Origin of the sequence: Bacteroides bouchesdurhonensis (assembly GCF_900155865.1) — a bacterium.
Classification (GTDB): domain Bacteria; phylum Bacteroidota; class Bacteroidia; order Bacteroidales; family Bacteroidaceae; genus Bacteroides; species Bacteroides bouchesdurhonensis.
In genome coordinates this window covers 1900115-1926983 of the sequence record NZ_LT707006.1, presented here as the reverse complement: position 1 = coordinate 1926983, position 26869 = coordinate 1900115, and the positions used below count along the sequence as shown (strand labels likewise).

The 26869-nt window shown below is 38.7% G+C and carries 33 protein-coding genes, 1 tRNA gene and 2 pseudogenes; 22 read left to right on the top strand and 14 right to left on the bottom strand.

What is annotated here, in order from left to right; translation table 11 throughout:
- Window positions 1-114: 114 nt before the first annotated feature.
- Complete coding sequence (locus CZ225_RS07765; RefSeq protein WP_077152662.1) at window positions 115-1776, top strand: IS1182 family transposase; 1662 nt, start codon at window positions 115-117, stop codon at window positions 1774-1776.
- Window positions 1777-1876: 100 nt separating this feature from the next.
- Here CZ225_RS07765 and CZ225_RS07760 read toward each other — a convergent pair whose 3' ends face one another.
- Window positions 1877-3226, bottom strand: coding sequence for an OmpP1/FadL family transporter (locus tag CZ225_RS07760; protein WP_077153651.1), 1350 nt, complete (start codon window positions 3224-3226; stop codon window positions 1877-1879).
- 207 nt (window positions 3227-3433) lie between these two features.
- On the opposite strand from CZ225_RS07760, the gene CZ225_RS07755 reads away from it, so the two are divergent.
- The 7 genes from CZ225_RS07755 to CZ225_RS07725 all read left to right on the top strand — a co-directional run bounded on the left by CZ225_RS07755 (window position 3434) and on the right by CZ225_RS07725 (window position 9946).
- Entirely contained in the window at window positions 3434-4435 is a 1002-nt protein-coding gene (locus tag CZ225_RS07755; protein WP_077153650.1) for a 2-hydroxyacid dehydrogenase, read from the top strand.
- A 59-nt stretch (window positions 4436-4494) separates the two neighbouring features.
- Window positions 4495-5199, top strand: a complete 705-nt coding sequence (locus CZ225_RS07750) for a pirin family protein (protein WP_077153649.1) — start codon at window positions 4495-4497, stop codon at window positions 5197-5199.
- A 30-nt stretch (window positions 5200-5229) separates the two neighbouring features.
- Window positions 5230-5874 (top strand): pyridoxamine 5'-phosphate oxidase, encoded by a 645-nt coding sequence (pdxH, locus tag CZ225_RS07745; protein WP_077153648.1) that lies wholly within the window; start codon window positions 5230-5232, stop codon window positions 5872-5874.
- Between the two features lie 67 nt (window positions 5875-5941).
- Window positions 5942-6673, top strand: a complete 732-nt coding sequence (locus tag CZ225_RS07740; protein WP_077153647.1) for an MBL fold metallo-hydrolase — start codon at window positions 5942-5944, stop codon at window positions 6671-6673.
- Window positions 6674-6686: 13 nt separating this feature from the next.
- Window positions 6687-7763, top strand: coding sequence for a DUF4468 domain-containing protein (locus CZ225_RS07735; protein ID WP_077153646.1), 1077 nt, complete (start codon window positions 6687-6689; stop codon window positions 7761-7763).
- 15 nt (window positions 7764-7778) lie between these two features.
- Window positions 7779-8156 (top strand): VOC family protein, encoded by a 378-nt coding sequence (locus CZ225_RS07730; protein ID WP_077153645.1) that lies wholly within the window; start codon window positions 7779-7781, stop codon window positions 8154-8156.
- Window positions 8157-8284: 128 nt separating this feature from the next.
- Window positions 8285-9946: an IS1182 family transposase gene (locus CZ225_RS07725; protein ID WP_077152662.1), complete on the top strand. Its 1662-nt coding sequence runs from the start codon at window positions 8285-8287 to the stop codon at window positions 9944-9946.
- Between the two features lie 83 nt (window positions 9947-10029).
- On the opposite strand, the gene CZ225_RS07720 is transcribed toward CZ225_RS07725, so the two are convergent.
- Both CZ225_RS07720 and CZ225_RS07715 read right to left on the bottom strand, forming a co-directional pair.
- Window positions 10030-10509, bottom strand: a complete 480-nt coding sequence (locus tag CZ225_RS07720; protein ID WP_077153644.1) for a DUF3592 domain-containing protein — start codon at window positions 10507-10509, stop codon at window positions 10030-10032.
- A gap of 6 nt (window positions 10510-10515) precedes the next feature.
- Window positions 10516-10701: a hypothetical protein gene (locus tag CZ225_RS07715; protein WP_077153643.1), complete on the bottom strand. Its 186-nt coding sequence runs from the start codon at window positions 10699-10701 to the stop codon at window positions 10516-10518.
- 93 nt (window positions 10702-10794) lie between these two features.
- Here CZ225_RS07715 and CZ225_RS07710 point away from each other — a divergent pair, with 93 nt between their 5' ends.
- The gene (locus CZ225_RS07710; protein ID WP_077153642.1) at window positions 10795-11526 is read left to right on the top strand and encodes a class I SAM-dependent methyltransferase; all 732 of its coding nucleotides are present in this window, start codon (window positions 10795-10797) and stop codon (window positions 11524-11526) included.
- A 111-nt stretch (window positions 11527-11637) separates the two neighbouring features.
- Here CZ225_RS07710 and CZ225_RS07705 read toward each other — a convergent pair whose 3' ends face one another.
- Window positions 11638-12243 (bottom strand): TlpA family protein disulfide reductase, encoded by a 606-nt coding sequence (locus tag CZ225_RS07705; RefSeq protein WP_077153641.1) that lies wholly within the window; start codon window positions 12241-12243, stop codon window positions 11638-11640.
- Between the two features lie 100 nt (window positions 12244-12343).
- Between CZ225_RS07705 and CZ225_RS07700 the strand changes: the two genes are divergently transcribed.
- A tRNA-Thr gene (locus CZ225_RS07700) sits at window positions 12344-12417 on the top strand.
- Window positions 12418-12466: 49 nt separating this feature from the next.
- On the opposite strand, the gene CZ225_RS07695 is transcribed toward CZ225_RS07700, so the two are convergent.
- On the bottom strand, window positions 12467-13351 hold the full coding sequence (locus tag CZ225_RS07695; protein WP_077153640.1) for a DMT family transporter: 885 nt from the start codon (window positions 13349-13351) through the stop codon (window positions 12467-12469).
- A gap of 149 nt (window positions 13352-13500) precedes the next feature.
- On the opposite strand from CZ225_RS07695, the gene CZ225_RS07690 reads away from it, so the two are divergent.
- The 5 genes from CZ225_RS07690 (at window position 13501) to CZ225_RS07670 (ending at window position 18588) form a co-directional block, all read left to right on the top strand.
- A complete protein-coding gene (locus tag CZ225_RS07690) occupies window positions 13501-14328 on the top strand; it encodes a hypothetical protein (RefSeq protein WP_077153639.1) in 828 nt (275 codons plus the stop codon).
- Window positions 14318-16645, top strand: coding sequence for a WG repeat-containing protein (locus CZ225_RS07685; protein WP_077153638.1), 2328 nt, complete (start codon window positions 14318-14320; stop codon window positions 16643-16645). Before CZ225_RS07690 ends, CZ225_RS07685 begins: the two co-directional genes overlap by 11 nt.
- A gap of 222 nt (window positions 16646-16867) precedes the next feature.
- Entirely contained in the window at window positions 16868-17170 is a 303-nt protein-coding gene (locus tag CZ225_RS07680) for a hypothetical protein (protein WP_077153637.1), read from the top strand.
- Between the two features lie 229 nt (window positions 17171-17399).
- Window positions 17400-17750: a hypothetical protein gene (locus CZ225_RS07675; RefSeq protein ID WP_234983018.1), complete on the top strand. Its 351-nt coding sequence runs from the start codon at window positions 17400-17402 to the stop codon at window positions 17748-17750.
- Between the two features lie 415 nt (window positions 17751-18165).
- On the top strand, window positions 18166-18588 hold the full coding sequence (locus CZ225_RS07670; protein WP_077153636.1) for a DUF5053 domain-containing protein: 423 nt from the start codon (window positions 18166-18168) through the stop codon (window positions 18586-18588).
- Window positions 18589-18596: 8 nt separating this feature from the next.
- Here the strand turns inward: CZ225_RS07670 and CZ225_RS23655 are convergent, their stop codons facing one another.
- Window positions 18597-18737, bottom strand: coding sequence for a hypothetical protein (locus tag CZ225_RS23655; RefSeq protein ID WP_159441761.1), 141 nt, complete (start codon window positions 18735-18737; stop codon window positions 18597-18599).
- Window positions 18738-18991: 254 nt separating this feature from the next.
- Here CZ225_RS23655 and CZ225_RS07665 point away from each other — a divergent pair, with 254 nt between their 5' ends.
- The 3 genes from CZ225_RS07665 to CZ225_RS07655 all read left to right on the top strand — a co-directional run bounded on the left by CZ225_RS07665 (window position 18992) and on the right by CZ225_RS07655 (window position 20013).
- On the top strand, window positions 18992-19285 hold the full coding sequence (locus CZ225_RS07665; protein WP_077153635.1) for a type II toxin-antitoxin system HigB family toxin: 294 nt from the start codon (window positions 18992-18994) through the stop codon (window positions 19283-19285).
- 11 nt (window positions 19286-19296) lie between these two features.
- A complete protein-coding gene (locus CZ225_RS07660; protein ID WP_077153634.1) occupies window positions 19297-19662 on the top strand; it encodes a helix-turn-helix domain-containing protein in 366 nt (121 codons plus the stop codon).
- Between the two features lie 153 nt (window positions 19663-19815).
- Window positions 19816-20013, top strand: coding sequence for a hypothetical protein (locus tag CZ225_RS07655; protein ID WP_077153633.1), 198 nt, complete (start codon window positions 19816-19818; stop codon window positions 20011-20013).
- Between the two features lie 159 nt (window positions 20014-20172).
- Here the strand turns inward: CZ225_RS07655 and CZ225_RS07650 are convergent, their stop codons facing one another.
- From CZ225_RS07650 to CZ225_RS07625, 6 genes and pseudogenes are all read right to left on the bottom strand, one after another.
- Window positions 20173-20484: a helix-turn-helix domain-containing protein gene (locus CZ225_RS07650; protein ID WP_077153632.1), complete on the bottom strand. Its 312-nt coding sequence runs from the start codon at window positions 20482-20484 to the stop codon at window positions 20173-20175.
- Window positions 20481-20846 carry a type II toxin-antitoxin system RelE/ParE family toxin gene (locus CZ225_RS07645; protein ID WP_077155742.1) on the bottom strand — a complete coding sequence of 122 codons (366 nt, stop codon included), beginning with the start codon at window positions 20844-20846 and terminating at the stop codon, window positions 20481-20483. Before CZ225_RS07645 ends, CZ225_RS07650 begins: the two co-directional genes overlap by 4 nt.
- A gap of 210 nt (window positions 20847-21056) precedes the next feature.
- Window positions 21057-21329: pseudogene (locus tag CZ225_RS07640) on the bottom strand (Fic family protein); the annotation flags it as partial.
- A gap of 2 nt (window positions 21330-21331) precedes the next feature.
- Window positions 21332-21790: a hypothetical protein gene (locus tag CZ225_RS07635; protein ID WP_077153631.1), complete on the bottom strand. Its 459-nt coding sequence runs from the start codon at window positions 21788-21790 to the stop codon at window positions 21332-21334.
- Window positions 21771-22241 carry a DUF3990 domain-containing protein gene (locus tag CZ225_RS07630; protein ID WP_077153630.1) on the bottom strand — a complete coding sequence of 157 codons (471 nt, stop codon included), beginning with the start codon at window positions 22239-22241 and terminating at the stop codon, window positions 21771-21773. Before CZ225_RS07630 ends, CZ225_RS07635 begins: the two co-directional genes overlap by 20 nt.
- 4 nt (window positions 22242-22245) lie before the next feature.
- Complete coding sequence (locus CZ225_RS07625; RefSeq protein WP_077153629.1) at window positions 22246-22908, bottom strand: helix-turn-helix domain-containing protein; 663 nt, start codon at window positions 22906-22908, stop codon at window positions 22246-22248.
- A 280-nt stretch (window positions 22909-23188) separates the two neighbouring features.
- Between CZ225_RS07625 and CZ225_RS24295 the strand changes: the two are divergent.
- From CZ225_RS24295 to CZ225_RS07610, 4 genes and pseudogenes are all read left to right on the top strand, one after another.
- Window positions 23189-23530, top strand: a pseudogene (locus CZ225_RS24295) (ISAs1 family transposase); the annotation flags it as partial.
- A 53-nt stretch (window positions 23531-23583) separates the two neighbouring features.
- Window positions 23584-23970: an ISAs1 family transposase gene (locus tag CZ225_RS24585; RefSeq protein WP_262483206.1), complete on the top strand. Its 387-nt coding sequence runs from the start codon at window positions 23584-23586 to the stop codon at window positions 23968-23970.
- Between the two features lie 22 nt (window positions 23971-23992).
- The gene (locus CZ225_RS24580; RefSeq protein ID WP_262483205.1) at window positions 23993-24391 is read left to right on the top strand and encodes an ISAs1 family transposase; all 399 of its coding nucleotides are present in this window, start codon (window positions 23993-23995) and stop codon (window positions 24389-24391) included.
- Between the two features lie 422 nt (window positions 24392-24813).
- A complete protein-coding gene (locus CZ225_RS07610; protein ID WP_077153628.1) occupies window positions 24814-25086 on the top strand; it encodes a hypothetical protein in 273 nt (90 codons plus the stop codon).
- A 264-nt stretch (window positions 25087-25350) separates the two neighbouring features.
- Here the strand turns inward: CZ225_RS07610 and CZ225_RS07605 are convergent, their stop codons facing one another.
- Both CZ225_RS07605 and CZ225_RS07600 read right to left on the bottom strand, forming a co-directional pair.
- Window positions 25351-25725, bottom strand: a complete 375-nt coding sequence (locus tag CZ225_RS07605) for a hypothetical protein (protein ID WP_129585769.1) — start codon at window positions 25723-25725, stop codon at window positions 25351-25353.
- 139 nt (window positions 25726-25864) lie between these two features.
- Complete coding sequence (locus tag CZ225_RS07600) at window positions 25865-26425, bottom strand: hypothetical protein (protein WP_129585768.1); 561 nt, start codon at window positions 26423-26425, stop codon at window positions 25865-25867.
- Between the last annotated feature and the right edge of the window lie 444 nt (window positions 26426-26869).

Genomic DNA, 26869 nt, shown 5'->3' with positions numbered 1-26869 from the left:
GTTGTGTCAAAACGCTGGCCCAACCTTTTTTTATGCACAAAGCCCAGACTTTCCCAAGCCCGGGCTTTGTTATTACCCAAAGTTTTTGTATCTTTAGGCATAAAGTTTTTCGTTATGGCAAAGTTACATTTTCGTCCTTACATTCCCAACCAAACAGTTCTTTTTCCCCAAAGAATTGATGAAAACATAGCAGCGAACGATCCGGTTCGCATAGTTAATACTGTTGTTGATAATCTCAATCTTGACAATTTCAAGAAGCTTTATAAAGCAACCGGTCGTTGTCCTTATCATCCTAAAATGATGCTCAAGGTGATTATTTACGCCTACATGAACAATATCTATTCGTGCCGCAAAATAGAGAAGCTTCTCCTACGTGACATTCATTATATCTGGCTTTCCGGTAATGAACATCCGGATTTTATTACCATCAACCGTTTCCGTAACCGTGTCAAGGAGGAAATCAACAACGTCTTCACGCAGTTGGTCCTTGTCCTTGCCGACAAAGGTTTCATCAGCCTTGACGTAGAGTATATCGACGGTACCAAGATTGAGTCCAGGGCCAACAAATATACTTTTGTCTGGCGCAAGACAGTCGAAAAGAACCGTACAAAGCTGATGGATAAGATCCGCATTCTCCTGGAGCAGGTGGATGAAGCCATAGCCCAAGAGAACTCCGTCAAAGACACCCCCGTAGAGTTCACTCCCGCCATGCTCTCAGATATAGTGGATGAACTTAAAGAGGTACTGGAACACCAACCTGTAACAAAGGACAAGGAACAAAAGAAAGTCATCCGGGAAAAGAAGAAACAGGTCCGGGAACTTGAGGAGTACCGTGACAAGTTGATGGAATACGACAACCATCTTGATACTCTTGGAGAACGCAACTCCTATTCCAAGACCGATCCTGATGCCACCTTCATGCGCATGAAAGAAGACGCCATGAGAAACGGGCAGACAAAGCCCGGATATAATCTGCAAATAGGTACCGAGAACCAATTCCTCATAGACTTCCGACTGTTTCCAAACCCAACCGATACACTGACCCTCATACCTTTCTTCCACTCCTTTGAGCAACGCTATAACCGCTTACCAACTGTCGGTGTGGCAGACTCCGGTTACGGCTCGGAAGAAAATTACCGGTTCATGCAAGATAATGGGATAGAAGCCTTTGTCAAGTACAACTACTTCCATAAAGAACGGCGTCCCCGTTATACCCCCAATCCATTCCATACGGAGAGTCTCCATTACAATGCGGAAGAGGATTATTACGTTTGTCCTATGGGGCAGCACATGAACCGTATAGGAACCAGATGTGACAAGACTGCGAGCGGATACATCACCGAAAGTGCCCGGTATAAAGCACAAAGATGTGAAGGGTGCCCTTTGCGTGGCAGTTGCTTTAAAGCCCGGGGGAACCGTATTATAGAAGTAAACCACCGGTTAAACCAATACAAACGGCAGGCACGGGAAAGGTTGCTCTCGGAAGAAGGCATCAGGCATAGGGGAAGGCGATGTATAGAACCGGAAGCAGTTTTTGGACAAATGAAACACAACATGGCATACAGAAGGTTCCGGCATGTGGGACAAGACAAGGTTACAATGGACTTTGCCTTCTTTGCTATAGCATTTAATATCAAAAAAATGTGTGCAAAACTGCTAAAAGCGAGAAAGGGAAAGAATGTACACGCTATATTTATCGCTCTCAGACCATGTGTGGCTCAAAATGCGGGGAATGTAACGACTTATCGTTTAATGAGGCAAAAAATAGCCGCATAGACAAAAAAGGAAAATGAATGTTTTAGATCAAAAAAAGGAGATGTGCCTGAGTTTTGACACACCTCCTTCAGTATATAGATATAAAAGAATTAATTATCGATTAGAATTTATAGTCTACCCCAAGACCGAACACTTTATTGGTACGACTATAGATCGTATTTCCAGTTGAAGTGATTTTTTTATAATCATCATAATTTGTCCAAAAGTAAGCTACATTCAACGTCAAGTGCTTTGTCATTTTGACTGCAGCACCGAAACCGAGTGAATAAGAATCACAAGAGAAACTGATATCACTTTGGAAATCATCTGCCAAACCATAATCTGTACGTTGGAAACCTCCACTGATAGTCAATTGCTTAGTGATATCCCATTCTGCACCAACCAAAAATTCGTGTGTACCATGTCTCAACGCATCTTGTTTGTTATTTGCCATACCGGCAGCTTTATCAAAAAAATGGTGATACTCTACAGAGGCACGAAGTGTAGGAAGAATCTCATAACCAACAGCAGCCGTCAATAAAGCCGGGATATCATTCGGAGTATTTACCCCGTCTTTATATTCAGCAAGCGGATTGCCTTCATCACCCATGGGTACTCCACTTTCACGAACTTCTGCTTTCCTTGTTTTATTTTCCAGGTTTAGATTCGTCATAAACTCATACTTCAAACCCATGTTCCATTTACCTAGTTTCACATCAGCTCCCAAGATAGGAGTTATTCCCCAACCAGTCTGGTCACAATCCAATTCAATGCCTGCCAATTCAACTCCGCCTATAGTCGGTATATTGCTTTTTGCCTTTGCAGTCAGGAAACCTTCATAACCGCCGGTAAAATAGTTCATACGTCCACCTGCAAAAACACCCAACCAATCGTTCACCTTATATGATAAACCTAATTGTACGCCATAAATAAATTGACTTCCATCCATAGCACTATTGAGGTCATACAGATCAGAAACTGCACCTACGCCTAAAGCCGACTGTAACGCTTGCAATTTGTCACTAGCAGCCAATTTTCCCATAACCATAGAGTCGAACATTCCCAAACCATTGTCGAAAGAAGCCTTTCCACCGCCACCTACAACGGCGAAGCTACCGGAAACAGTCCAGTCACCTTTTTTATATGCACCCTGAAAGCTAGGGATAAAAGGGGCAGAAGCTTTACCTTTATAATAGCGTTTGTTCCCGGCTTCCGGAAACAGTGGAAATGTTGTTTCTATATTACGAGTTTGATAAGCACTCTGTCCATTCAAAGATAGATAAAGACCATCGCTTGGTAAGAAAGCCAAACCTGCAGGATTAGAATAAACACCATCAATATCAATGGAAGCACCACGTGCTAACATTCTAAGAAAAGATACATGTTGATTTGTATTTGTCAGGATACCCCCGGCAAAAGTTGGAATTGAAACGATTAGCATCACAATGCTAACCAAAGAAATTTTTCTCATCTAAATCTTTTTTAAATTATTTTGGGCGCAAAGGTACAACAATATTGCACATAGGAAATATATATGTGCACTTATTTTCATTTTATAGGCTAATTTAATTGAAAACATAAACTGTTTCTCATGAAACGATTCATATTTATAGAAGACTTAAAGATGAACAAATCAGCTAACCCGGACGTTTATTATTCATAATAAAAACAGATCATTATGGCTTATACAATTGCTTTCTTTGGAACAAAACCCTACGATGAAGCTTCTTTCAACAATAAAAATAAAGAATTCGGATTTGAACTCCGGTATTATAAAGGACATCTGAATAAAAATAATGTACTCCTTACACAAGGAGTAGATGCCGTATGTATTTTTGTCAATGATGTCGCCGACGCTGAAGTTATACGCATAATGGCTGCTAACGGAGTAAAGTTAATTGCCTTGCGCTGTGCCGGTTTCAATAATGTAGACCTGAATGCAGCAGCGATAAACAACATTACCGTGGTGCGCGTACCGGCCTATTCACCTTACGCTGTAGCCGAATATACCGTTGCCCTCATGTTATCATTAAACCGGAAGATACCACGTGCCACCTGGCGTACCAAAGACGGGAACTTTTCGCTTCACGGATTAATGGGATTCGATATGCATGGAAAGACAGCGGGTATCATCGGTACGGGTAAAATTGCCAAAATCCTGATTCATATTCTAAAAGGATTCGGTATGAATATATTAGCCTATGACCTTTATCCGGACCATAACTTTGCCCGTGAAGAACAGATCGTATATACTTCGTTGGATGAATTGTACCATAGCTCTGATATTATCTCTCTTCATTGCCCCCTTACCGAACAGACCAAATACCTTATCAATGACTATTCTATCAGTAAAATGAAAGATGGTGTAATGATTATCAATACTGGTCGTGGACAATTAATTCATACCAATGCCCTGATTGAAGGTTTAAAAAACAAGAAGATCGGCTCTGCCGGATTGGATGTATATGAAGAAGAAAGCGAATACTTCTATGAAGACCAATCCGACCGTATTATCGACGATGATGTACTGGCACGTCTACTTTCATTCAACAACGTGATTGTCACTTCCCACCAAGCTTTCTTTACTAAGGAGGCAATGGAGAACATCGCCATGACAACATTACAAAATATTAAAGACTTCATCAATCATAAGCCTTTGCTAAATGAAGTGAAGAAGTAGAACTTTTCTAATTCTCCTATTGTTTAAAAAACATATAAACATTAAAAAAGGAGAGATTTATGAAGAAAGTAATACATAAAGCAGAAACAAGAGGACATTCGGAATATGATTGGTTGGATAGTTATCATACCTTCAGCTTCGATGAATATTTCGATTCCGACCGCATCAATTTCGGTGCGCTTCGTGTATTGAATGACGACAAAGTAGCACCCGGAAAAGGATTTCAGACCCATCCTCATAAAAATATGGAAATTGTTTCCATCCCGCTAAAAGGACATCTACAACATGGAGACAGCAAGAAAAACAGCCGGATTATCACTGTTGGAGACATTCAGGTAATGAGTGCCGGAACAGGAATCTTTCATAGTGAAATGAACGCCAGCCCCGTAGAACCAGTAGAATTTCTACAGATATGGATTATGCCAAGAGAACGGAATACCCGCCCCGTTTATCAGGATTTCAATATCCGGGATCTGGAACGTCCCAATGAATTGGCTGTTATCGTATCGCCTGACGGAAGTACTCCTGCTTCGTTATTACAAGATACTTGGTTTTCTATCGGTAAAATAGAAGCCGGAAAGAAACTTGGTTATCATATGCACCAAAGTCATGCCGGAGTCTACATTTTCCTCATTGAAGGAGAAATCGTTGTAGACGGTGAAGTTCTGAAACGTCGTGACGGAATAGGAATCTATGACACTATGAGTTTCGAATTGGAGACTTTAAAAGATTCACATATCTTATTGATCGAAGTACCGATGTAGAATAAACATGTCAATCGTAACTATTCAATTATGAAAATAAATCTAGCCGGTATCCGGCAGGAATATACCAAAGGCGGGTTGAGGGAAAGCGAACTTCCCGGCAACCCGCTTTTGCTTTTCGACCGTTGGTTGCAAGAAGCAATCGACGCTAGAGTAAATGAGCCGACAGCCGTTATTGTAGGTACAGTGTCGGCAGATGGCAAACCGTCTACTCGCACTGTATTGCTAAAAGGGCTGAGTGATGGAAAATTTATTTTTTATACGAATTATGACAGTCGAAAGGGAAAGCAGTTAGCACACAACCCTTTCATCTCCCTCTCTTTCGTTTGGCACGAACTCGAAAGGCAAGTACATATAGAAGGAAAGGCAACGAAAGTTTCTCCGAAAGAATCGGATGAGTATTTCCGCCAGCGACCTTACAAAAGCCGAATCGGAGCGCGGATATCTCCACAAAGCCGACCTATCGCGAACCGGATGCAATTGATGCGTAGCTTCGTACAAGAAGCAGCCCGATGGATAGGTAAAGAAGTAGAAAGACCGGAGAATTGGGGAGGTTATGCCGTTACTCCAACGAGAATGGAATTCTGGCAAGGAAGACCTAACCGGTTACACGATCGTTTTCTATATACTCTCGAGTCAAAAGGCAGTTGGAAAATCAGTCGACTTGCTCCCTGATTTCGTCGATTTTTTTTGGCTACTCCAATTAGAATACTTAATATTGCAACCTATAAATGAACAGTGTATGATACTGGATTATATTTACCATAGTGGTTTCGCCATCGAAGCCGAAGGCGTAACTGTGATTATAGACTACTACAAAGATTCTTCGGAAACTGAACGAGACCGGGGAATTGTTCATGACTACCTGCTTAATAGACTGGGTAAATTGTATGTATTGTCCACTCATTTTCATCCCGACCATTTCAATCGTGAAATCCTAAGCTGGAAAGAACAGCGTCCTGATATCCACTATATTTTCTCTAAAGACATCCTAAAACATCATCGTGCGAAAGCCGAAGATGCTATCTATCTACAAAAAGGGGAAACATACGAAGACGATACGATTCGAATCGACGCTTTCGGCTCAACGGATGTAGGAAGTTCATTCCTGCTTCATTTGCAAGGGTGGAGCATTTTCCATGCCGGCGACCTGAACAATTGGCATTGGAGTGAAGAATCAACAGAAGAAGAGATACGAAAAGCCAATGGTGACTTCCTTGCAGAAGTTAAATATTTAAAAGAAAAAGCACCGAATATCGATCTGGCACTATTTCCTGTGGACCGTAGGATGGGAAAAAATTACATGAAAGGTGCAAAACAGTTCATTGAACAAATAAAAACTACTATATTTGTGCCCATGCACTTCAGTGAAGATTATGAAGGTGGTAACGCGTTCTATAACTTTGCCGAAGAAGCGGGGTGCCGTTTCATCAACATCACCCACCGGGGCGAAAGTTTTGAAATAACCAAATAAACACATAATAATTATGAAGAAGTTAACAATTCTGTTTCTTACACTGTTTCTCGTAGGTTTGCCAATGGCAATGAGAGCGGGTTCCTTAAAAAAAGAAAAAAGGGATGATTCCAGGTATCTTGCTGGAGCTGTACCCGAAGTAGATGGTAAAGTAGTATTCTCAAAAGAATTCCAGATTCCCGGAATGAGTCAAGCACAAATCTACGACACGATGAAAAAGTGGATAACAGAGCGTCTGAAAGAAAATAATAATCAGGACAGTCGTGTGGTTTATGAAAACCAGGCAGAAGGAACCATCGCCGGAATAGGTGAAGAATGGTTAGTGTTCAGATCCGCTGCTCTGATGTTAGACCGTTCTTTGATGAACTATCAGATTACAGTTACTTGTATGCCTAATAGTTGTCGCGTTGAGTTGGAAAAGATTCGTTATAACTACCGCGATACGGAAAATTATAAGGCTGAAGAATGGATCACCGATAAGTATGCTCTTAAGAAAGACAAAAAGAAATTGGTACGCGCAATGGCAAAATGGCGTAGAAAAACTGTAGACTTTGCTGATGACTTGTTCTTTGACGTAGCCGTAGCCTTCGGAGCACCGGATACCCGTCCAAAAGCCCAGAAGAAAAAAGAGGAAGAAAATAAAGCTACTTCCATTGTTGCCGGAGCAGGTCCTGTGGTTATAGGCCAAGGTGGTAAGATTACTGCAGCCGGAAAAGAATCTGCCGATATGCCGGGTTATATCGAAGTGGATCTGAAACAAATTCCAGCAGAATTATATGCTTTGATTGGGAATTGCAAATTAGTGATTTCTATTGGTAATGATGAATTTAATATGACGAACATGACAGCCAACGCCGGTGGTGCTTTAGGCAAACAGTCAGGTAAGGTAGTTGCTTACTGTTCATTATCCGCCGATCAACCTTATGAAGCAATGGATAAAGCAGGGAATTACACATTAAAGCTTTATTCTCCGAACCAAACAGCTCCGACAGCTGTTATTGAATGCAAGAAGCTGAGTGTGCAAGAAGCCAAATCCGGCCAACCTCGCACTTATGTGGGAGAAATCACTAAAGTCTTGATGAAGAAATAAACTGGATTAAAAAGAATGGAAATCAAAAGCAAATTCGATCATTTCAATATTAATGTAACGAACCTGAAAAGAAGTATTGCTTTCTATGAGAAAGCACTTGGCTTAAAGGAACATCACCGGAAAGAAGCTTCCGACGGTTCGTTCATCCTGGTATATCTGACGGATAATGAAACCGGATTTCTACTGGAACTGACATGGCTGAAAGCTCATCCGGAACCTTACGAACTGGGAGAAAACGAAAGTCATTTATGCTTCCGCGTAGCTGGTGATTACGAAAAGATACGCCAATATCACAAGGAAATGAATTGTGTTTGCTTTGAAAATACCGCCATGGGACTCTATTTCATCAACGACCCGGACGATTATTGGATTGAAATTCTTCCTCAGAAATAATGATATAAAAAGAGGTTGTGTCAAAACGCTGGCCCAACCTTTTTTTATGCACAAAGCCCAGACTTTCCCAAGCCCGGGCTTTGTTATTACCCAAAGTTTTTGTATCTTTAGGCATAAAGTTTTTCGTTATGGCAAAGTTACATTTTCGTCCTTACATTCCCAACCAAACAGTTCTTTTTCCCCAAAGAATTGATGAAAACATAGCAGCGAACGATCCGGTTCGCATAGTTAATACTGTTGTTGATAATCTCAATCTTGACAATTTCAAGAAGCTTTATAAAGCAACCGGTCGTTGTCCTTATCATCCTAAAATGATGCTCAAGGTGATTATTTACGCCTACATGAACAATATCTATTCGTGCCGCAAAATAGAGAAGCTTCTCCTACGTGACATTCATTATATCTGGCTTTCCGGTAATGAACATCCGGATTTTATTACCATCAACCGTTTCCGTAACCGTGTCAAGGAGGAAATCAACAACGTCTTCACGCAGTTGGTCCTTGTCCTTGCCGACAAAGGTTTCATCAGCCTTGACGTAGAGTATATCGACGGTACCAAGATTGAGTCCAGGGCCAACAAATATACTTTTGTCTGGCGCAAGACAGTCGAAAAGAACCGTACAAAGCTGATGGATAAGATCCGCATTCTCCTGGAGCAGGTGGATGAAGCCATAGCCCAAGAGAACTCCGTCAAAGACACCCCCGTAGAGTTCACTCCCGCCATGCTCTCAGATATAGTGGATGAACTTAAAGAGGTACTGGAACACCAACCTGTAACAAAGGACAAGGAACAAAAGAAAGTCATCCGGGAAAAGAAGAAACAGGTCCGGGAACTTGAGGAGTACCGTGACAAGTTGATGGAATACGACAACCATCTTGATACTCTTGGAGAACGCAACTCCTATTCCAAGACCGATCCTGATGCCACCTTCATGCGCATGAAAGAAGACGCCATGAGAAACGGGCAGACAAAGCCCGGATATAATCTGCAAATAGGTACCGAGAACCAATTCCTCATAGACTTCCGACTGTTTCCAAACCCAACCGATACACTGACCCTCATACCTTTCTTCCACTCCTTTGAGCAACGCTATAACCGCTTACCAACTGTCGGTGTGGCAGACTCCGGTTACGGCTCGGAAGAAAATTACCGGTTCATGCAAGATAATGGGATAGAAGCCTTTGTCAAGTACAACTACTTCCATAAAGAACGGCGTCCCCGTTATACCCCCAATCCATTCCATACGGAGAGTCTCCATTACAATGCGGAAGAGGATTATTACGTTTGTCCTATGGGGCAGCACATGAACCGTATAGGAACCAGATGTGACAAGACTGCGAGCGGATACATCACCGAAAGTGCCCGGTATAAAGCACAAAGATGTGAAGGGTGCCCTTTGCGTGGCAGTTGCTTTAAAGCCCGGGGGAACCGTATTATAGAAGTAAACCACCGGTTAAACCAATACAAACGGCAGGCACGGGAAAGGTTGCTCTCGGAAGAAGGCATCAGGCATAGGGGAAGGCGATGTATAGAACCGGAAGCAGTTTTTGGACAAATGAAACACAACATGGCATACAGAAGGTTCCGGCATGTGGGACAAGACAAGGTTACAATGGACTTTGCCTTCTTTGCTATAGCATTTAATATCAAAAAAATGTGTGCAAAACTGCTAAAAGCGAGAAAGGGAAAGAATGTACACGCTATATTTATCGCTCTCAGACCATGTGTGGCTCAAAATGCGGGGAATGTAACGACTTATCGTTTAATGAGGCAAAAAATAGCCGCATAGACAAAAAAGGAAAATGAATGTTTTAGATCAAAAAAAGGAGATGTGCCTGAGTTTTGACACACCTCCTTTTTATATCATTTATTTTATATCAATTGACTTATAAGTAGATATACCCATCCAACAGCAATTGCAAGGTATAGACACCCTGGAAAAAACATAGTAAAAAATTTACGAGTTAACTGCCTCCTCGGTTGGACAAACAAGTTATCTGGATTTTTGGAATCATAATAAACAATTGCCTTATCTCCTACCTTGAAATTCTTCGCTCCACATACAAGACCGTGCTTCTCATTATGATAATATATTCCGGTTGCACTGATATTACGACAATATGTTTCGTCCTTTCCTTCTAATTTGTATTCAATCTTAGGTTCACATAGCTTAATCTTCTTCCCTGAAAATTCTTTCGTATAGAAATTAACTTCCACTACTTTACCATACACGCTACCATCAAATTTTACCAGAATTCCTCTTAAACTAATCCAAAGACGTTTGAATTCAAGCAGCATAATATAGCCTTTCAATCCTAATACAAACACTAATAAACTAATAATTATATTCATTTCCTCTTATTTTTTATGTCGGTTAGCTCTTTTTCTACGAATCTCCGCTTTCATCTTCGCAGCTCCAGAACCATGTTGTCCACGAATATATGTTGCCTTTTTCGCTTTCGTTTTCACCTTTTCCTCTTGTTTCGGACCGTCTTTCTTACCTTTAAAAACGATCCCCCCCATTATTGCATCTTCTATACTCATGTCTATTGGTGATTTATTTTTTCAGCTGCAAAGATAACCCTTTTTTTACGAAAATATCTATCTTTGCCAATTAAACAATCTTATACCACCAAAATGGAAACAATCATCCTCCCTGCTGAAAAAGACCCGATGGGTGCTGCAATAGCCGATTATTTCAATCATCGCAAAGCCGATCGTTTGCGTGTATTCTCTTCCCTATTCGATGAAGATGAAATACCGGTAAAGCAACTTTTTCGTAGTATGCAAGTTATGCCTTTGCTGGAGCGTGCTGCCCTTCAAATGGCTAAGGGACATATTCTGGACGTCGGTGCAGGAAGCGGTTGCCATGCTTTAGCACTTCAGGAAATGGAAAAAGAAGTCTGTGCTATCGATATTTCACCACTTTCTGTCGATGTAATGAAAAAGCGCGGTGTTAAAGATTGCCGCCTCATCAATCTTTTCGATGAGACATTCACCGAATCATTCGATACCATCTTAATGCTTATGAATGGCTCAGGTATCATCGGAAAGCTTGGTAACATGCCGGCTTTCTTCCAACGAATGAAACGCATCCTGCGTCCGAATGGATGTATCTTGATGGATTCCAGCGACCTGCGTTACCTTTTCGAAGAAGAAGACGGAAGTATGCTAATTGACCTTGCCGGAGATTATTACGGAGAGATCGATTTTCAGATGCAATACAAGGAAATTAAAGGAGAACCATTTGACTGGCTATACGTAGATTTCCAGACGCTCAGTTTATATGCTTCTGAGTGCGGATTTAAAGCAGAGTTAGTCAAGGAAGGAAAACACTATGACTATTTGGCTAAGTTGAGTATTATTTGAAAAGTACAACTTTACTTTGAAAGAGAATAATTAAGAGGGGAAATATACAAGTGATGCGTTTCGACTCATTCAATATTTCTTCCCCTCTTGTTTTAATGGAAAATGTGAATATTACTGTTTCAGCATTTCATTGATTTTCTCTACAAGTGATGCGAACTCTTCTTCGTTATACAAACGTGTCAGCATCACAATTCGTCCTTCACGGTCAATCAAGACATTTCTTGTTATTCCTGCATCCCGCAACGCATATTTCGCAAAAATATCAGCACCGGGATCTAATCCCAACGGATACGTAACTCCGGTAGACTTGGCAAAAGCAAGAACTTTATCCAGAGGTTCGTCGCGGTCAATGCCAATCAAAGCAAAATCAGCATTATCCTTATGCTTCAACCAAATATCTTTTTCAATAAATGGCATTTCTTTACGACATACTCCGCACCAACTGGCCGTAAATTGCAACATAACCACTTTGCCACGAAGAGAAGACAAGGTTACTTGCTTACCGTCAGTCAATATGATAGTAAAATCAGGAGCCATTTCACCTACTTTTACTATATATCCTGCATTATCTGCTTCTACAGCAATTGTATCACTTGCTATTTTCACACTATCTGTCACTGTTTCAACCGTTTCTGTTCCTTTCTTCTGACCGGAACAGGCGATTAAACCGATGGCTAAAAACGCCATACCACATACACTCATCATTTTCCTTTTCATCTTTTATGACTATTAGTTAGACTACAAATATAAAAAAAGTAAACTTAGTATTTGCAAATTAAAAAGATATTTTTACCTTTGCACCCGCAAAAGAAAAAATGCCTCTTTAGCTCAGTTGGCCAGAGCACGTGATTTGTAATCTCGGGGTCGTTGGTTCGAATCCGACAAGAGGCTCTCTCAAAACCGAATGCCGCTTTATGCGGCATTTTTTATTCTCCCTATTCTAACCTTCGATTCTACGCTCCCGAAATACCACGATACTTACCGCCAATAGAATTAACAAAATACCAACAGCACTGTTCATGGTAAAAAGCTCATGAAAAGCCCAAACACCTATTACTACGGCTGTCAATGGTTCCATAGCTCCTAAAATAGAGGTTAATGTAGGACCTGCATATTTAATAGCCTGTACCAAAGTAATATTAGAAATAGCTGTAGCCGGTAAAGCGAGCCCCCAAATAATCAACCAGGTATATTCATCTGTTACCATTCGGAGTCCGGATGTACAGCCACATCCTATTAGATAGAAAATAGTTCCTATCCCCATGACATAACAAGTCAGAACAGTGGAATTAATCCGCACAGCTCTCGTCTTCCGAACTCCGATAATATAACCTGCATAAGAAAAGACAGAAACACAGGCCCCAATTAATCCGATTGCTGTATTTCCATTCCCAACATTCAGCTCTCCTGAAGAAAGCATGGATGCTCCAAACAGTGACATCAAAACAGCAATAATCACCCACATAGATTTCTTCTCCCCGAAAAAGAACATCATCGCTAACGCAACAGCCAACGGATACATAAAATGAATAGTAGAAGCAACTCCACTCGCAATATTCTGATAAGCGACAATCAAACTAAAAGAAGTGGCGGCCCGAAATATACTCAAACAGAACACGACAATAAAATCCCTTCTGTCCAACCGGAAATTACATCCAGAGAGCCAACCTATGATCGTCAAAGTAATAGCAGCTACTCCCCAGCGATAGGAAAGTACCTCAAAAGATGAAAAGCCTGCTAGCAACAACGTAATAGAAAAAAACGGAGCTAACCCAAAAGTAGAGGAAGATGCTGCTGCATACAATATGCCTTTTATACGATTCATAACATGACCTGTTTTTATCTTCTATATTCTTACTTTCGATCATAATATCGAATTTCAATACAAAAATCGTACTTTTTTGCTGATTATCATAACTATTCAAATATAAATAACTATCTTAGCAAAAGAAAGAATATAAATACAACACTAAAATGAGAAAGAAAAAAGGACACGACAATTTACCTATATTAATTATACTACTTATTGCATTGTTCATCTTATGGGCACAGTGTGAAGAATTACCAGAATTAAGAGATTTAGGCTTCATTTTAGGAGGACTATATCTTGCATGGTTATATTGGAAAAAAATTCTGGAACGTAATAAAGTGCGCAAATCGTTTCGTATTCTCGAAGACATCTTAAAACGAGATTCCGAACAAACATTTAAAGAAGAAGAGCCAAGAGACAGCAAGCTACATATACATACGGAGTATCAAGGCAAAGATGTAGCATTTACTTTAGCTTTGATGTACATTGAAGATGAACCGCTAACGGTATTCTCCATGAGTTTTATTCTACCTTCCGAAAACTATGAAGAAGATTGGAAGAAGATAACTACAACAGCAAAATCCGTAGCAAAACAATATCTGAACGATCAAGAATGTGTATTTTTCATTCATGAAGAAACTTTTCATTCCTACCAAATCAGCTTTGAAGCCAAAATCTTTATTTCACAAGATATCTTCGACAAGCTCTACCGTTTTTTTCAACAAACAATCAAAACATATCATCTGCAATCCATTGAACATTATATCCATTTCTATGACAGATCCGCTGAATATCATCACTATATGCATTATCGCAATGGTGAAGTAATCAAAGGCATTATTGTTACTGAAGATCATGAATACATTTCAATGGAACCTAACCAAGGCGATTCATATAGTTTATACGAACTTCAGGATGATAGTGAGTTAATCGATATTACAGAAATAAGCAAACAGGAGTTTGAAGAAATACAAATCCAAAATGAAGAATGAAAAATTTCCTTGGCGGAGACATTTCTTGGTAGCAAGTGGACTTTCGCATTACAACAAAATGATGTATACCACGCACAAAGTTTTTTTATTGTGCTTTTTTCTCGGTTGGGGAGGAGGACAGTGGGGGCTGGCTCAGAAAGTGGAATGGGCCATGACTAACATCCCATACAACCATGCAGGAACATTCTGCAATGGTATTGCGACCTTGGGCAGTGAGTATCAAAAAGAAACCAAAATTATCAATAGGCGTGGTGAGGAAATCGGCAAAGCACAAGGCAAAATCATTTATGCTGACGATTGGAACTGGATTATTTTAAAAGGTGGTTCTTTTTCCAGCTACCTGACAGACGCTAAAGGAAAGATACTATCCAAAAAGTGTAATAACATCGTTCCTTGGAGAAACTGCTTTGCTTGTGAAGATAAGAAAGGTCAGTGGGGCTTGGTCGATAGGACCGGCAAGGTGCTATTGAAGTTTGGCGATTACTTCTTCATGGGCGACGGTGGAGATTGTAGGGATTATATAGAATTTTCCCATGATGGAGAAAGCCTGATATTCGACGCTGACGGACGGTTGGTGTTTCGGGATAGTGGTATTTCTCAGGGACTGTTAACCGATGCGTCTCCCCTTATTTATGGTATAAATCGCCTATACGTTAAGTCCTCCGGTAAATCAATGGAATTGAACGGAAAAAGACCTCATTGTCACTCCTTGTGCAATTATTTTGTGTTGACCGATATAATGGGGCAAAAACGAGAATATTTTGATTTTAACTGTCGACCTATCGGCATGGACTTGTTGGCACATAACCGGAAGGGCATTACGGTCGTTCCGGAAAACGGTCAGTACACATTGGTCGATGCTTCTGGAGAGAAAATCTCAGCAGAACTCGACGATGTCTCTCCCCTATTGTGGGTAGACAGTATAATGCCGGTGAAGAGTGGCGATAAGTGGGGGTATATTTCCGAAAAAGGTGAGTGGATCATCCGCCCGCAATATGAGACAGCCGACCCCTTTATTTGGGGAATTGCCATGGTCAACAAAGATTCCCCTTCAGCTCATCCACAATTGATTGACACTAAGGGAAATGTCATCTTAAACTACTCCAAGAACGTCTATGAGTATTATGTTACACAGGTGGCAGGAAAGCCGTTACTGTTTTACCAATTGAACCATACAGGACCTTCGTGGGGGTATCACAACCTTGTTACTCGGCGTGGAGTCAACGAAATAAGCACCTGTCCAAATTTTCAAGGGGAGTATGCCATCATTTCGAGCACCAATGGAATGGGAGTCTGCCGAAGCGACGGACAATTGGTGCTACCCTGTAAATATGATATAATTAGGTCTATATCCGAAGGTGTTATTGTAGTGAACGATAAATTCGAAGATAAAGTGTATGATCTACAGGGTAAGCTCCTGTTAAATGGAAAGCGGATGGGCATTACAATCAAGGGACCTTTCTGTTGCGGAGTGGCACCGGTTTTTGTTTCAGGTATCGGTAAAGAATCTGATGGATACATTTACAACATCTATGGTCGCACTCTCGATGAAACTTTGTCCTGCTACGGACAGTTGGGTAAGAACGCTGTATCGCCTGAAATGAACGAATTGATGCAACAACGCCTTTATTTTGTGGACTACCACCAAAATATGGGCGAAAAAAACATGGAGAAAAAACAATACAACGCTGCCATTCACCACTTCGATTGTGTGATAGCGGTGCACTCTATGTATGCACCATCGTTATATGGAAAAGGAGTTTGCTTGATGGAGACAGGACGTAATTCGGAGGCCATAGAATATTTGGAACGATCTCTTGTCAGTAATCCTCTTCAAGAGGGATGCCGTTACACTTTAGCATTATGTTACTATCAGGGAGGTAATTATTCAAAAGCAGTGAAAAACTGTAGTTTGGTTTCCACTAACGATGTTTACTATAATGACGCACAGCAGTTGAAAAATGAAATGAACAACAGGAAGCAGGAAAAGAGGCAACAACGAATGGAAGTGTTCATGGCCATTTTATCCGGTTTGAATCAAGCTGCCACGACATTGCAGTCAGCATATTCGAGCGATGTATCGGGATATGCTGCACCCGTTTCACAGAGTCACTCCACGCAGCCATCCAGTTCTCGCCAACGTGAATGTAGCTCATGTCATGGTACGGGGTACAATTCAGCGCGTGAACGTCCTGCTTTTTATAGCTACAATGAAGAACTTTACGAGAGTAGTCTTTGTGAAATTTGTGGTTCGCACAGCAATCATTACCATAAACCATGTTCCGTATGCCGAGGAAAGGGGTATGTAAATTTCTAACCTATATTATTCACACATAGCAGTCAAGTAATTAATTAGTAAGAAGTTGTTTGTGAATTACAAATAATAAGTATAGCACATTTGATATCAGTGAATTAAGTTAATTTTATTCTGTAATTTCAGAGTTATCAAGACATCAGTTATAAGTAACTATCCAACCAACCTCACTGATAAATAGTGATAAATTATAAAAAATAAATTTATATCAAATAAAAGTATAATATGCCAGAATTTAAAATTAAAATCAGTAGAGCAGTAGGAAACATACCTATGCATGAGATTAAATTTACTAATGACATCCAGCATTATGCTAAAAAGCAAGCATATGATGAAGTCGAAAATGATGTTACTTATGCTCATCCCAATTTCTACACTGAAGGAGATGAATATACAGCAAGTTTATTTAGGATAAATAATAATGTAGAAAAGGAAGTAGAAGGAATGCCTGTATTCTCTTTCACTTTAAAAAACGGAAAATATCATTTGAATGAACCGAAAATAAAATTTGAAAATGAAGATAAGTGATAGAAAAAATCACTTATAATTTAGCACTATCAAATATTATCCTCATATTTGTAGTGCCAAATAAATCATCAGTTATTCAATGAGTATCAAGCGGATGCTCAATACGAAATTGTTTTTTTGGGGTCCATCAGTTTGCTACCAACTCTATTATGTTGTTCGCAAATTCATATACGAAATAGTAGAAGTTTATTTATTAGTTAGCTATTCTACTGACATGCCGACCGCATCCATGGGAAAATGGATCCTAGACAAAATAGATGAAATGACACCGGTGCATATCAATCTGATCCGAAATCTATACCGTAAACTTCAAGAATACAAACGTAAACCACTCACCGATCATGTTATGCGCATGATTAAAGAGTATCAGCGTGACTTAGATATAGCACGCAGGTATCAGCCCCCAATCAAACCACTACCAGGAAAAACAAAGGAATATACTGTATTCTACGGAGAATATGACGTATTCGACAATTTAGAGGTGCTGGGAGAAGAACGTCTGAGGGTACGCCTGATACTCCAGAGAATCCGGACAAACACAAAACACATATTACAGACGCCTCTGATACACTGTGGTTAGGGATGAACTTCTATTTCACTCTGCCTGGTTCACGTGCCGGAGGCATATTCTTCTTAAACAATAAATAAAAATCACCTTTCGATTTTTTTATCATTTTACTTGCATAATAACCAAAAGATGATTATATTTGTATCGTCTTAGTAAGACAGAGATGATTGACAATGATGAAGGTCTAAAGGACCGGGAGGAAACACTTAATGAATTAAGATCCCTCTTCCGATACGAAGAACAACTCCTTTCAGGAGGATGGTATTCTAAAGCGGATTTTGTAAAAGAAGCCTATCAGTTAATCTTAAAGTTAGCTGATCTCCTTAAACAAGATGAATGATTTGGATAGCCCTTTCGAGGGCTACTTCAAATCAGCCATCATTATCTTCATCTCTTTTTCAGTAAACAACTAATTTATAAATATATAATGGAACTGCGAGAAAAAATTCAGATTTTAGTAGATAAGATTTCTGCATCCGGTACAGCTGAAAGCAGGAAATCAGCTGATGAATACTTTGCTGAACTAAATTCAACGTTGAATAATGAAGAAAAAAAAGAAGCAGGGAAAATCATGCGTGAACTAATGGCTAAAAAGCGTGAAGCACGCCATGTTAAACGTACGGACATAAATATAAAAGAAAGGTTAAGTGAAATACAAAATGTTATTTCCTTATCGTATATTGCAAAATATTATTTCGGAAAAGATAAGTCATGGTTATACCATCGTATAAATGGGACGAATATAAATGGTAAACCTGCCGCTTTTACAAACGAGGAACTGGATACTCTTGCTAATGCCCTTAAGGATATTAGTTCGAAAATATCGGAAACATCATTATCAATTCATTAAAATCATTACTAAGACAAGAAGGCTTCCACGAGTTGGAAGCCTTTTTCATATCCTACATTACACAATAAAAGCGTAATAAATACAGTGACGCTATACCAGTCATATAGTGTCACTATATCCACAAGATAACGTAAGTATGCCAATAGCATAATGACACCATTTTTAAAACTTGTTTTCTGAATAAATAATCCACATTTATTTATAAGATATAGTTCCGTCCCGTGTGGAGCGTTAATGCGCCCACTGCCTGAATCAGGTGGAAGACAACGGGGAGCGGAACTTTTTTTATTCCCTCTCTTTTAATTAATTAGCCTATTGTTTCATTTCAAATTAAATTCTGAATATCAGAAAAATATTTCGTTTTATAGAATATATTTATTATATTTGCAGTAAATAATAAATTATGAGAATAATATCATTTGCAGCTATAAGGAACTATGTTCTAAAACACGTTGACTCTGATGTACCTTTGCGTGATTGGTATAAGAAGACAGAGAAAGCAGACTGGTCGTGTTTAGCTGATATAAAACAGACATTTAACAGTGTAGACTACGTGAGTAATGATAGATTTGTCTTTAATATAAAAGGTAATGATTATAGACTGGTTGCAATCGTATTGTTTGCTGCTAAAAAGGTATTCATTCGATGGATTGGCACTCATAAAGAATATGATAATAAAGATTGTTCAAATGCTTAAAATATAAGGATATGGCAAAAATTAAAACAGAAAAGCAGTACAAGGCAGCTTGTTCTAGAATAGAAGAACTGCTGAAAGTGGTTAGCAATGATACTCCGACTGATGATAAGAATTTTCTTGAATTGGATTTGATCTCTGATTTGGTTGCTGAGTATGAGGAAGAACACTTTCCAATAGAAACGCCTTCTTTAGTAGATGTTATTAAACTTCGCATGTATGAAATGGGATTAACTCAGGCTAAGTTATCGGAGATATTAAACGTAAGTCCATCACGTGTTAGTGAATACTTATCTGGAAAGTGTGAACCAACCTTGAAAGTTGCCCGGGAGATAAGTCGAAAATTGAATATCGATGCTAATATTGTGTTAGGGATATAGAATCGGTGTTGAGCTTTTCTGGTTTAGACGAGAAATGGTGAGCAAATCTGCAAAGTCAATTTATAAATAATCCCAATTTCCATAAAAGGATATCATTACTATGGCATTCTTCATTTTGTTTTATTAAATATCCGATTGTCAAAACGTAAATTGATGAATTCGCAAGGCCAGCGCATAGGACATATCTTTATTGAGATTGTATCCTATACTGAAGGTCGTTTGATTGTTCGCGCTGAACAAAAAGACCTGATAAATGATAAGTTCCTGACCAAAAAGGAGCTGACAGAACGTGTACGTGAGATGTTTAAAGGTGGCTTAATTGTCTGTGTGTCAATAAATAACAAATACTGAGTACACTTCTGTACCCAGCATTTCCCCTTCTTGGAGGTTCATGGCGGATTTTAAACCACCAAAATAATCTCTTTATTTCCAATTGATTAGAATCTCTTTAGCTTCGCTACTGTAAAACAATTGTAAAACAAATATTCTGTTTAAATCGTTTATTAATAGTCACAAAAATGTAGGAGTAAACTCAATTCCCAAAGCACGAGCAATACGAAAGAAGCTCGAAATCTGTATATCAGTTTCTCCTTTTTCCACACGAGCAATATAACTTCTTGCTGTACCAACCTTTTCGGCTAACTCTTGCTGGGTTATCTTTAGTTCTTTCCGGCGGTCACGCAATATCTCGCCATAATACCACGCTATTGACTTCTCATGGAAAGCAGTACGAGAGTCAGTACCCACCTCTCCATATTTATTGTCCAGTAGCTCACCTGCTGTATGCAACTTAGCTAACTTATTTTCGTCTAACTTTCTCATAACTCAAAGTCTTTTAATATCCGTTCTGCAATCTTTATTTGTTTACTATAGTCTTTTGTGGATTTCTTCAGAAAACCATTCAAGAGTAGTATCTTCTTTGAAAGAATGATGTTCTCATTATCAACAGCAAAAAGAATCGTTCTATATTCATTCGTATTCACAGAAACCCTCATTTCATACAAGTCCGTATTTTCCATGTGTTTCACGAACTTCGTACTAAGTACATACTCTGTTCTGATAATATCCATCGTATGTTCAAACTTAGCTTTTACTTTATCTTGCAACATATCGTAGAACTCTGCAAACTCATCCGAGAAATACAGCTCACGTATATCGTTATCCTTTTTATCTGTTGCTTTCATCATACAAATGTAACTAATCAGATACAATTAAACAACTATAATATAGACTCTTAGATGTATTTAACACAAATCCGAGTTCTTTTTACTATCTTTTTATAGGGCACATCTAAGCCATGATAGACTAATACTTCTGCAATGCAGCTATTTCCGCTTCAATAACCAGCTTTTGAAAGTCTTCCGGCATTCTCACGGTCTATCCTATGAAGAATAATTGATATATTCTAGTTCGGAAATGAAAGTATTATATAAATTCTTCAACATCTTGGCATCCTCATACTTCTTTTCAGAGGTGATGCCATCTTTAAGCAAGGCTTCTGTTTCCACATAAGTATAAGTGTTACCCTCAATTTTTCCTGAATAGTAACACCATACAACGGCTAAGTCCTTTATTTCATTGGAACGCAAATCCGATAGCTTTGCCAAAGGATGATTCAAAATGAATTGCGCTTTCTCCTGCTGCTCTTTATTAAATATCTGTTCCATACTTATAATAATGGTTTGCCTGCTTTATAAGATGCAAACAAATAACTCGGATTCTCGTAATACATACTGCTATTGTAATCATCCAAGCTATCTGAAATCCATGAATTATATACTTCTATTAAACTATCAATAGCAGATTTGTTCTCCGACTTGCAAACATCAATAATCAATCTGTGATAAACTTTCCCCATATCCCAATAGGTAGGCACCCTATATTGACAAGCGGCTACATTATCAAATGCCCCTTCCGAAATATGGTATTTGTTTATTAATTCAGCTGTTACCTTATCCATGTTTTCACTGTGATAAATATCCGCCAAGTCATAAAGATGTTCCAGTTCTTCTTTGCCGAGAGCATTTACTATAACTTTCCGTTTATTCTTTGTTTGGCGAGCGATATAATCTATCAGGCTACAAACGAAAAAAAGGTCATTTTGCTTTCTATCTTCCCGTCCGTTCATTTTTTACTTCCTCACTTCCTTTAAAAGTTAAACATTGTAATGCTTGCGGAGTACAAAAGTTGATTTGATGGGTAGGGTATTTAAACTTTGCAAGCACCCAAAATTGCTCTCTCGTCAATACTCCATTTATATAATCTGAAATGTAGTTATAGATTTGGTCGTCTGCCATTGCTCCCATAACTATATCATAGTCATGTTTTACATTATTTCGACAGTCAACAATGAAGTCCAACCATTCCTCTGTCATTTCTTTAAAATGAAGAACCTTCAAGGATGGATTTTCCTTATAGTCGTACACGCTAACTACAGGCGTAAAATAGCGTTTTGACCATCGTTCGGCCTGCTCTTTCATTTCAGTACAATAGAAGCCATTGCCAAAATCTTTGGCAAATTCCCCGTTTATGATTCGAGGAACTTCTACAGCTTGGTATCCTCCATGATATATTGTCATAATCCTAAATCTTGTTATTTCCTATAATACTCTTACCTTCATAATACTTAATCCTGCCTTTAAGTTCATCAATATCTTTCTTGATGGAATCAGAGATAGGAATATTATGCTTATCCAAAAAAGCAGTGAGCTTTTGAAGCTCTTCCTGCACTTCCATCTTTCGGATGCCATAATAATAGGTAGAAGTGAAATCAAATTCATCTTTGGTCATTAATACCCGTGCCACATCTTTAGGAGTGGTCTTATCGGTGATATGAATATCCGTTTCCAGCATCGAGGATATATATTTTAAATCCGAAGCATCGGGACTATACTGTTTTTTTAGTATATCAAAGTATGAATTAAACTTTTGTTCTTTGGTGTCCCATTCGAGTTTCACCATTCCGAAACCATGAATAGAGTAAGCTATCACTTTCTTGATAAGCCCCTCCAGTTCTTCTTTACTGATACGAACACCATCTGATGCACCAGCAGAATAGTTGTCAAAGAAATAAGCAGGTTCTACATTAAAGTATTGAGCTATACTTAATAATGTATCTATTTTAGTCGAGTTTGCCTTGATGATTTTATGCAAGCTCTGCTCTGTCATGCCCAATTCAACAGCAGCCTGTTTCATTGTTACGTTTTTCTTTTCGCACAACTCCTTTATTCTTCCAAGATGAACCATGTAATTGTATTTAAAAGTCAAATACCAAACAAATAGTTTAGTTGCAAATATATTATTTCTATATTTTCAGCATCAAAGGTAAGAAATAAAATTTAGTATTCAAGTAATAAACAGATTTTCTAACTAAAAACCCACGGCTTTTTCATTTAAGAAATATTGTTCCTCGCTTGTTATTGCAGTAAAAATCCCTATATTCGCGCACAGCGATGCTGAAGCACCGCCTTAGGTGTTTCTTCTTATCGTTCATTTTTATTTTTTTATAGGCGGAATTCAATAAGATATGATGTTGATATTGTTTTCCGCCTTTGTTTTTTCGATAGCAAAAATACGGTTTATCTCCCTGATATACAACTTTTTACACATAATATTACTAAAGAAGAAACACCTTGACTGTCTTCGTGGCAGCATCCTGACTCATTTGAGAAAATTTGTATCCTCAGTCCCTGAATACCGCAGAACAAGCCGGGGAAACTTCAAACACAAACTTGAAGGCATACTCATGCTTGTCATATTGGGAAGGCTCAGCAAGTGTATTACCAGAGCTGAAATACTTCAATTTGGCAAACGCCACTTGAAACGCCTGCAGGCGAAAGGGTTATTTCCGTATGGGTTACCCTCGGAAGCTACGCTTTGCCGTGTGTTTCAATGCATAGACAATGAAAAAAGGCTGAGCGAATGTCTGCTTTTGCAGACGTTTTCCGCAAGGAAATATCCTCTTCGTCAACTGACATCATTTGTATTGATGGCAAGACCATGCGAGGTACCTTGTACGAAAACGGACGTAACCCTGATATCGTATCTGCATATTCACTTGGTTCGGGCTTTACTTTGGCTACTGATGTTTGCAAGGAGAAAAGTAATGAAATCAAATCCGTGCCCCGGTTATTGGACAAACCAGACGTGTCAGGATGTGTAATCACCGCAGATGCCATGTCATTCCAAAAGGTAATAATAGACAAGATTAGAGAGAAAGGAGCAGACTTCGTGATCGAACTCAAGGCGAATCAAAGATCTTTGCGCTATGGACTTGAAGACTCTATAAAGACCGCCACCCCCGACTGATGTCTACAAGGAAGGCCCATACTTGGAACACGGCAGGATTGAGTCAAGGATATGCCGCATATACCGTGGGGAAGAACTTATTGTCGACAAGGAAAAATGGAATGGTCATTTGACAGTTATAGAAATACTCACATCTACGGAAAAAAAGTCTGATAGCAGAAGTACATCTGAACAGAGGCTGTACATTTCAAGCCTGGATAGCAGCGCAGAGCTGCTTAGTCAGATAACCAAACAGTATTGGGCTATTGAAAGCATGCACTGGGAGCTTGACTGCAACCTCCGGCAGGACAGTATTAAGCGTAAGGATGAACGGGCGGCCAGGAACTTGGACACAATTCAAAGGATGGTGTTGGCACTGATTGCTGTTTGGAAGAACAGAAGGAAAAAATATCAGATAAGCAAAAGGGGACGGCGCAGATAATAAGGGAACTGGCGGTAAGCTTCACAAACGTGTTGCATTTTTCTGGCTCAAAAATGAGAATAATTTAGATTTGACATATTCGTAACGAATTAATTACCAAATACGGTATTTCCGCTCATGCCGCACTGGCATGGGCAGGGGAATTGTACTCCTAAATCAAAGCTTAAATGAAAAAGCCGTGATCAGGTCGAAAGGTAACAGCAAAGGAAATTAACGCTGAAACAAATTCCAACGATGCAAGGCGTGTTATTTCTACACTTCGAAATGATGAAGGCTGGAATACTAAAGACGTTCGTCTAGACAATAACTGTAAATTGTATTGGTTAGAGCCGGATAAACGGCAAATGTCTATTGATTGGGAGGGGATGCAGAATGATCATTTTCGTTCACCTTAAAATGAGCGAGAGTAACATTTAAAAGTTATGGAAGTAATTAAAGAATTAGAGAAAGAGTTTATTAAGAACAAAGAGCGAATTGTCCAAATCGGATATAATCCCCAAACTAAAGTTTATTTATACAAGCGTATATTCCCAAGAGGAGCAATCGTTTATGAAGTGTTCAAACGTAGGATAAACAAACGGTTTAACTGTATTAGCTATTCTGGTGACAATGCTTTTGGTTATTGGGCTTTGACATTCCCAAAATATGAGCAAGCGAAATATTATTTAGATAATGGGTTTATAAAACCTTCGTAGGCTAATTTTAAAAAGAACCATTCAAACAAATGCCATCCAAGCGAGGAAAAGTATTATCGGATAGGCGTTTGTCTAACCATTACAAAAGAATTAGATGATAAATATATCGTTCAAACGGGAAAAGTCGCTTAGACGCAAACAGGATACTAAAAAGGGACGCTTTATAAACTAACGTCCCTTTATTTTATTATGTTGTCATATTGGTGAGCTTTTAGAATAAATCTCCTTAACAATTGTAAATGAACATGATAACAATATCATACATCAAGGTTCGTTACTACCAATTAGAACGTCTTCATCAAGATATATATTTATATTTTTCCCTTCGTCTAAATAATATACATTCTGCACCCAATTATTTTTTGAGTTCATAAGTATACAGATCTTTACTTTTACTACTTTATCATTAGCTTGAAAAGTCTCAATAGCTCCAGTTTCACATTCTGTCAGCCTTTTATTAGCTATTTTATCACCACTAGAATTATATTCAAAAACAATAACGTCGGCTACAGGTTCAACGCTCCTAAATTCCCAGAATAAAGTATAAGTACTAGGACGTGGTGGTTCTTCATCATCTGATGAACATCCAGTGAAAATAAACATTGGCAACATAACCAATAAAAATAAAATCTTTTCCATTACTGTGTGTCTCATATTATACAATACACAAACGTACAAAAGAGTATAGCAAAAAGCAAATTAAATGAAGTTTTTTTAACTTTGGGGCATGAAAAAGCCCCTATTTCGTGGATTATGAGGTAGGGGCTATTTCTTTATTTTACGCATGGTTGAATAGGTATTCGTCGAATCCCGCCTCTTTTATTAAATCAATCCATTTCTGATCTTTAGTCCAATATTTATCTCCTCTTCTTACGTAAACTAATATAAACAAGTCATTTAGATCATTTTCTTTCCAAACTATTGAACCTGTTTCTAACTTCTTATAGAATAAATCCATAACACAAATTAGTAGTTCATAGTCCCGAAGAGGCAGTTTCCTTAAATTATACTGACCATTTATTACCTGCTTTGCAAGAAAATTAAGATAGTCAATAATAATGGTTAAAGAATATGCTTTCCTATGCTTTCCTTTATTCTTAATTTTAGACTTACATCTCATAGCAAGCTCACCCATTGACTTTCTGAGATCTTTTAATCCTTGTTTGTTTTCTAAGATATATTTATGAAAATCATCTTTTTTGTCGTCTGCAATTGTTGCTCCTCTTGCAATACGTGAGGAAGCTTCTAATAAACTGTAAATCTCTCGAATAGTATTAGGCTTGAACTTCCTTTTATTACATGACTTTATCAAGTATCGTAAAGGTTGTTCATAAATCATATTCTTTTGCGCTTCGAGTATTCTCCTGCACGCATTTCGTACTTTCAAAGGATTATTCTTCAACACACCAGTATGACAAAGCTCCCACAAAGTGACATATGTGGGAGCCAACTTTTCTTTTAACTTTAAAAATAAAGTCTCATTATCCCCTAGGTCGTACCAAATATTGGTATCTACAATTATTCTTGGTACAAAAGACGCTTTACGTTTGTTTTTTTTCTTCGGCGCAATTCTTTTTTATGGCGAGCCCATTCTTTATGGTTTTCTCTGATTTGTTTCATCTGTCTCTTTTTTTACAAAATCTTTTATGTCTGGATATAAATCTAATAACTTTTCATCCATATCGTTCACAAATGCATAAATTTCGGTAAAATAGTTGAGTGCGTTTGTTTTAGCAAAGTTTTCTTGTCATATCTCTGATATAATAGACTTAAGACTATTTAG

Coding starts and splice junctions, on each gene's coding strand:
- CZ225_RS07765 (WP_077152662.1), top strand. CDS start 115: ATGGCAAAGTTACATTTTCGTCCTTACATTCCCAACCAAACAGTTCTT.
- CZ225_RS07645 (WP_077155742.1), bottom strand. CDS start 20,846: ATGAAAGCAACAGATAAAAAGGATAACGATATACGTGAGCTGTATTTC.
- CZ225_RS23655 (WP_159441761.1), bottom strand. CDS start 18,737: ATGCTATTGGCATACTTACGTTATCTTGTGGATATAGTGACACTATAT.
- CZ225_RS07730 (WP_077153645.1), top strand. CDS start 7,779: ATGGAAATCAAAAGCAAATTCGATCATTTCAATATTAATGTAACGAAC.
- CZ225_RS07755 (WP_077153650.1), top strand. CDS start 3,434: ATGGCTTATACAATTGCTTTCTTTGGAACAAAACCCTACGATGAAGCT.
- CZ225_RS07670 (WP_077153636.1), top strand. CDS start 18,166: ATGGAACTGCGAGAAAAAATTCAGATTTTAGTAGATAAGATTTCTGCA.
- CZ225_RS07680 (WP_077153637.1), top strand. CDS start 16,868: ATGCCAGAATTTAAAATTAAAATCAGTAGAGCAGTAGGAAACATACCT.
- CZ225_RS07605 (WP_129585769.1), bottom strand. CDS start 25,725: ATGGAAAAGATTTTATTTTTATTGGTTATGTTGCCAATGTTTATTTTC.
- CZ225_RS07660 (WP_077153634.1), top strand. CDS start 19,297: ATGGCAAAAATTAAAACAGAAAAGCAGTACAAGGCAGCTTGTTCTAGA.
- CZ225_RS07690 (WP_077153639.1), top strand. CDS start 13,501: ATGAGAAAGAAAAAAGGACACGACAATTTACCTATATTAATTATACTA.
- CZ225_RS07665 (WP_077153635.1), top strand. CDS start 18,992: ATGAGAATAATATCATTTGCAGCTATAAGGAACTATGTTCTAAAACAC.
- CZ225_RS07710 (WP_077153642.1), top strand. CDS start 10,795: ATGGAAACAATCATCCTCCCTGCTGAAAAAGACCCGATGGGTGCTGCA.
- CZ225_RS07720 (WP_077153644.1), bottom strand. CDS start 10,509: ATGAATATAATTATTAGTTTATTAGTGTTTGTATTAGGATTGAAAGGC.
- CZ225_RS07695 (WP_077153640.1), bottom strand. CDS start 13,351: ATGAATCGTATAAAAGGCATATTGTATGCAGCAGCATCTTCCTCTACT.
- CZ225_RS07685 (WP_077153638.1), top strand. CDS start 14,318: ATGAAGAATGAAAAATTTCCTTGGCGGAGACATTTCTTGGTAGCAAGT.
- CZ225_RS24585 (WP_262483206.1), top strand. CDS start 23,584: ATGTCTGCTTTTGCAGACGTTTTCCGCAAGGAAATATCCTCTTCGTCA.
- CZ225_RS07635 (WP_077153631.1), bottom strand. CDS start 21,790: ATGAACGGACGGGAAGATAGAAAGCAAAATGACCTTTTTTTCGTTTGT.
- CZ225_RS07740 (WP_077153647.1), top strand. CDS start 5,942: ATGATACTGGATTATATTTACCATAGTGGTTTCGCCATCGAAGCCGAA.
- CZ225_RS07610 (WP_077153628.1), top strand. CDS start 24,814: ATGGAAGTAATTAAAGAATTAGAGAAAGAGTTTATTAAGAACAAAGAG.
- CZ225_RS07725 (WP_077152662.1), top strand. CDS start 8,285: ATGGCAAAGTTACATTTTCGTCCTTACATTCCCAACCAAACAGTTCTT.
- CZ225_RS07715 (WP_077153643.1), bottom strand. CDS start 10,701: ATGAGTATAGAAGATGCAATAATGGGGGGGATCGTTTTTAAAGGTAAG.
- CZ225_RS07735 (WP_077153646.1), top strand. CDS start 6,687: ATGAAGAAGTTAACAATTCTGTTTCTTACACTGTTTCTCGTAGGTTTG.
- CZ225_RS07630 (WP_077153630.1), bottom strand. CDS start 22,241: ATGACAATATATCATGGAGGATACCAAGCTGTAGAAGTTCCTCGAATC.
- CZ225_RS07750 (WP_077153649.1), top strand. CDS start 4,495: ATGAAGAAAGTAATACATAAAGCAGAAACAAGAGGACATTCGGAATAT.
- CZ225_RS07600 (WP_129585768.1), bottom strand. CDS start 26,425: ATGATTTATGAACAACCTTTACGATACTTGATAAAGTCATGTAATAAA.
- pdxH (WP_077153648.1), top strand. CDS start 5,230: ATGAAAATAAATCTAGCCGGTATCCGGCAGGAATATACCAAAGGCGGG.
- CZ225_RS07650 (WP_077153632.1), bottom strand. CDS start 20,484: ATGAGAAAGTTAGACGAAAATAAGTTAGCTAAGTTGCATACAGCAGGT.
- CZ225_RS07655 (WP_077153633.1), top strand. CDS start 19,816: ATGAATTCGCAAGGCCAGCGCATAGGACATATCTTTATTGAGATTGTA.
- CZ225_RS07675 (WP_234983018.1), top strand. CDS start 17,400: ATGGGAAAATGGATCCTAGACAAAATAGATGAAATGACACCGGTGCAT.
- CZ225_RS07760 (WP_077153651.1), bottom strand. CDS start 3,226: ATGAGAAAAATTTCTTTGGTTAGCATTGTGATGCTAATCGTTTCAATT.
- CZ225_RS07625 (WP_077153629.1), bottom strand. CDS start 22,908: ATGGTTCATCTTGGAAGAATAAAGGAGTTGTGCGAAAAGAAAAACGTA.
- CZ225_RS07705 (WP_077153641.1), bottom strand. CDS start 12,243: ATGAAAAGGAAAATGATGAGTGTATGTGGTATGGCGTTTTTAGCCATC.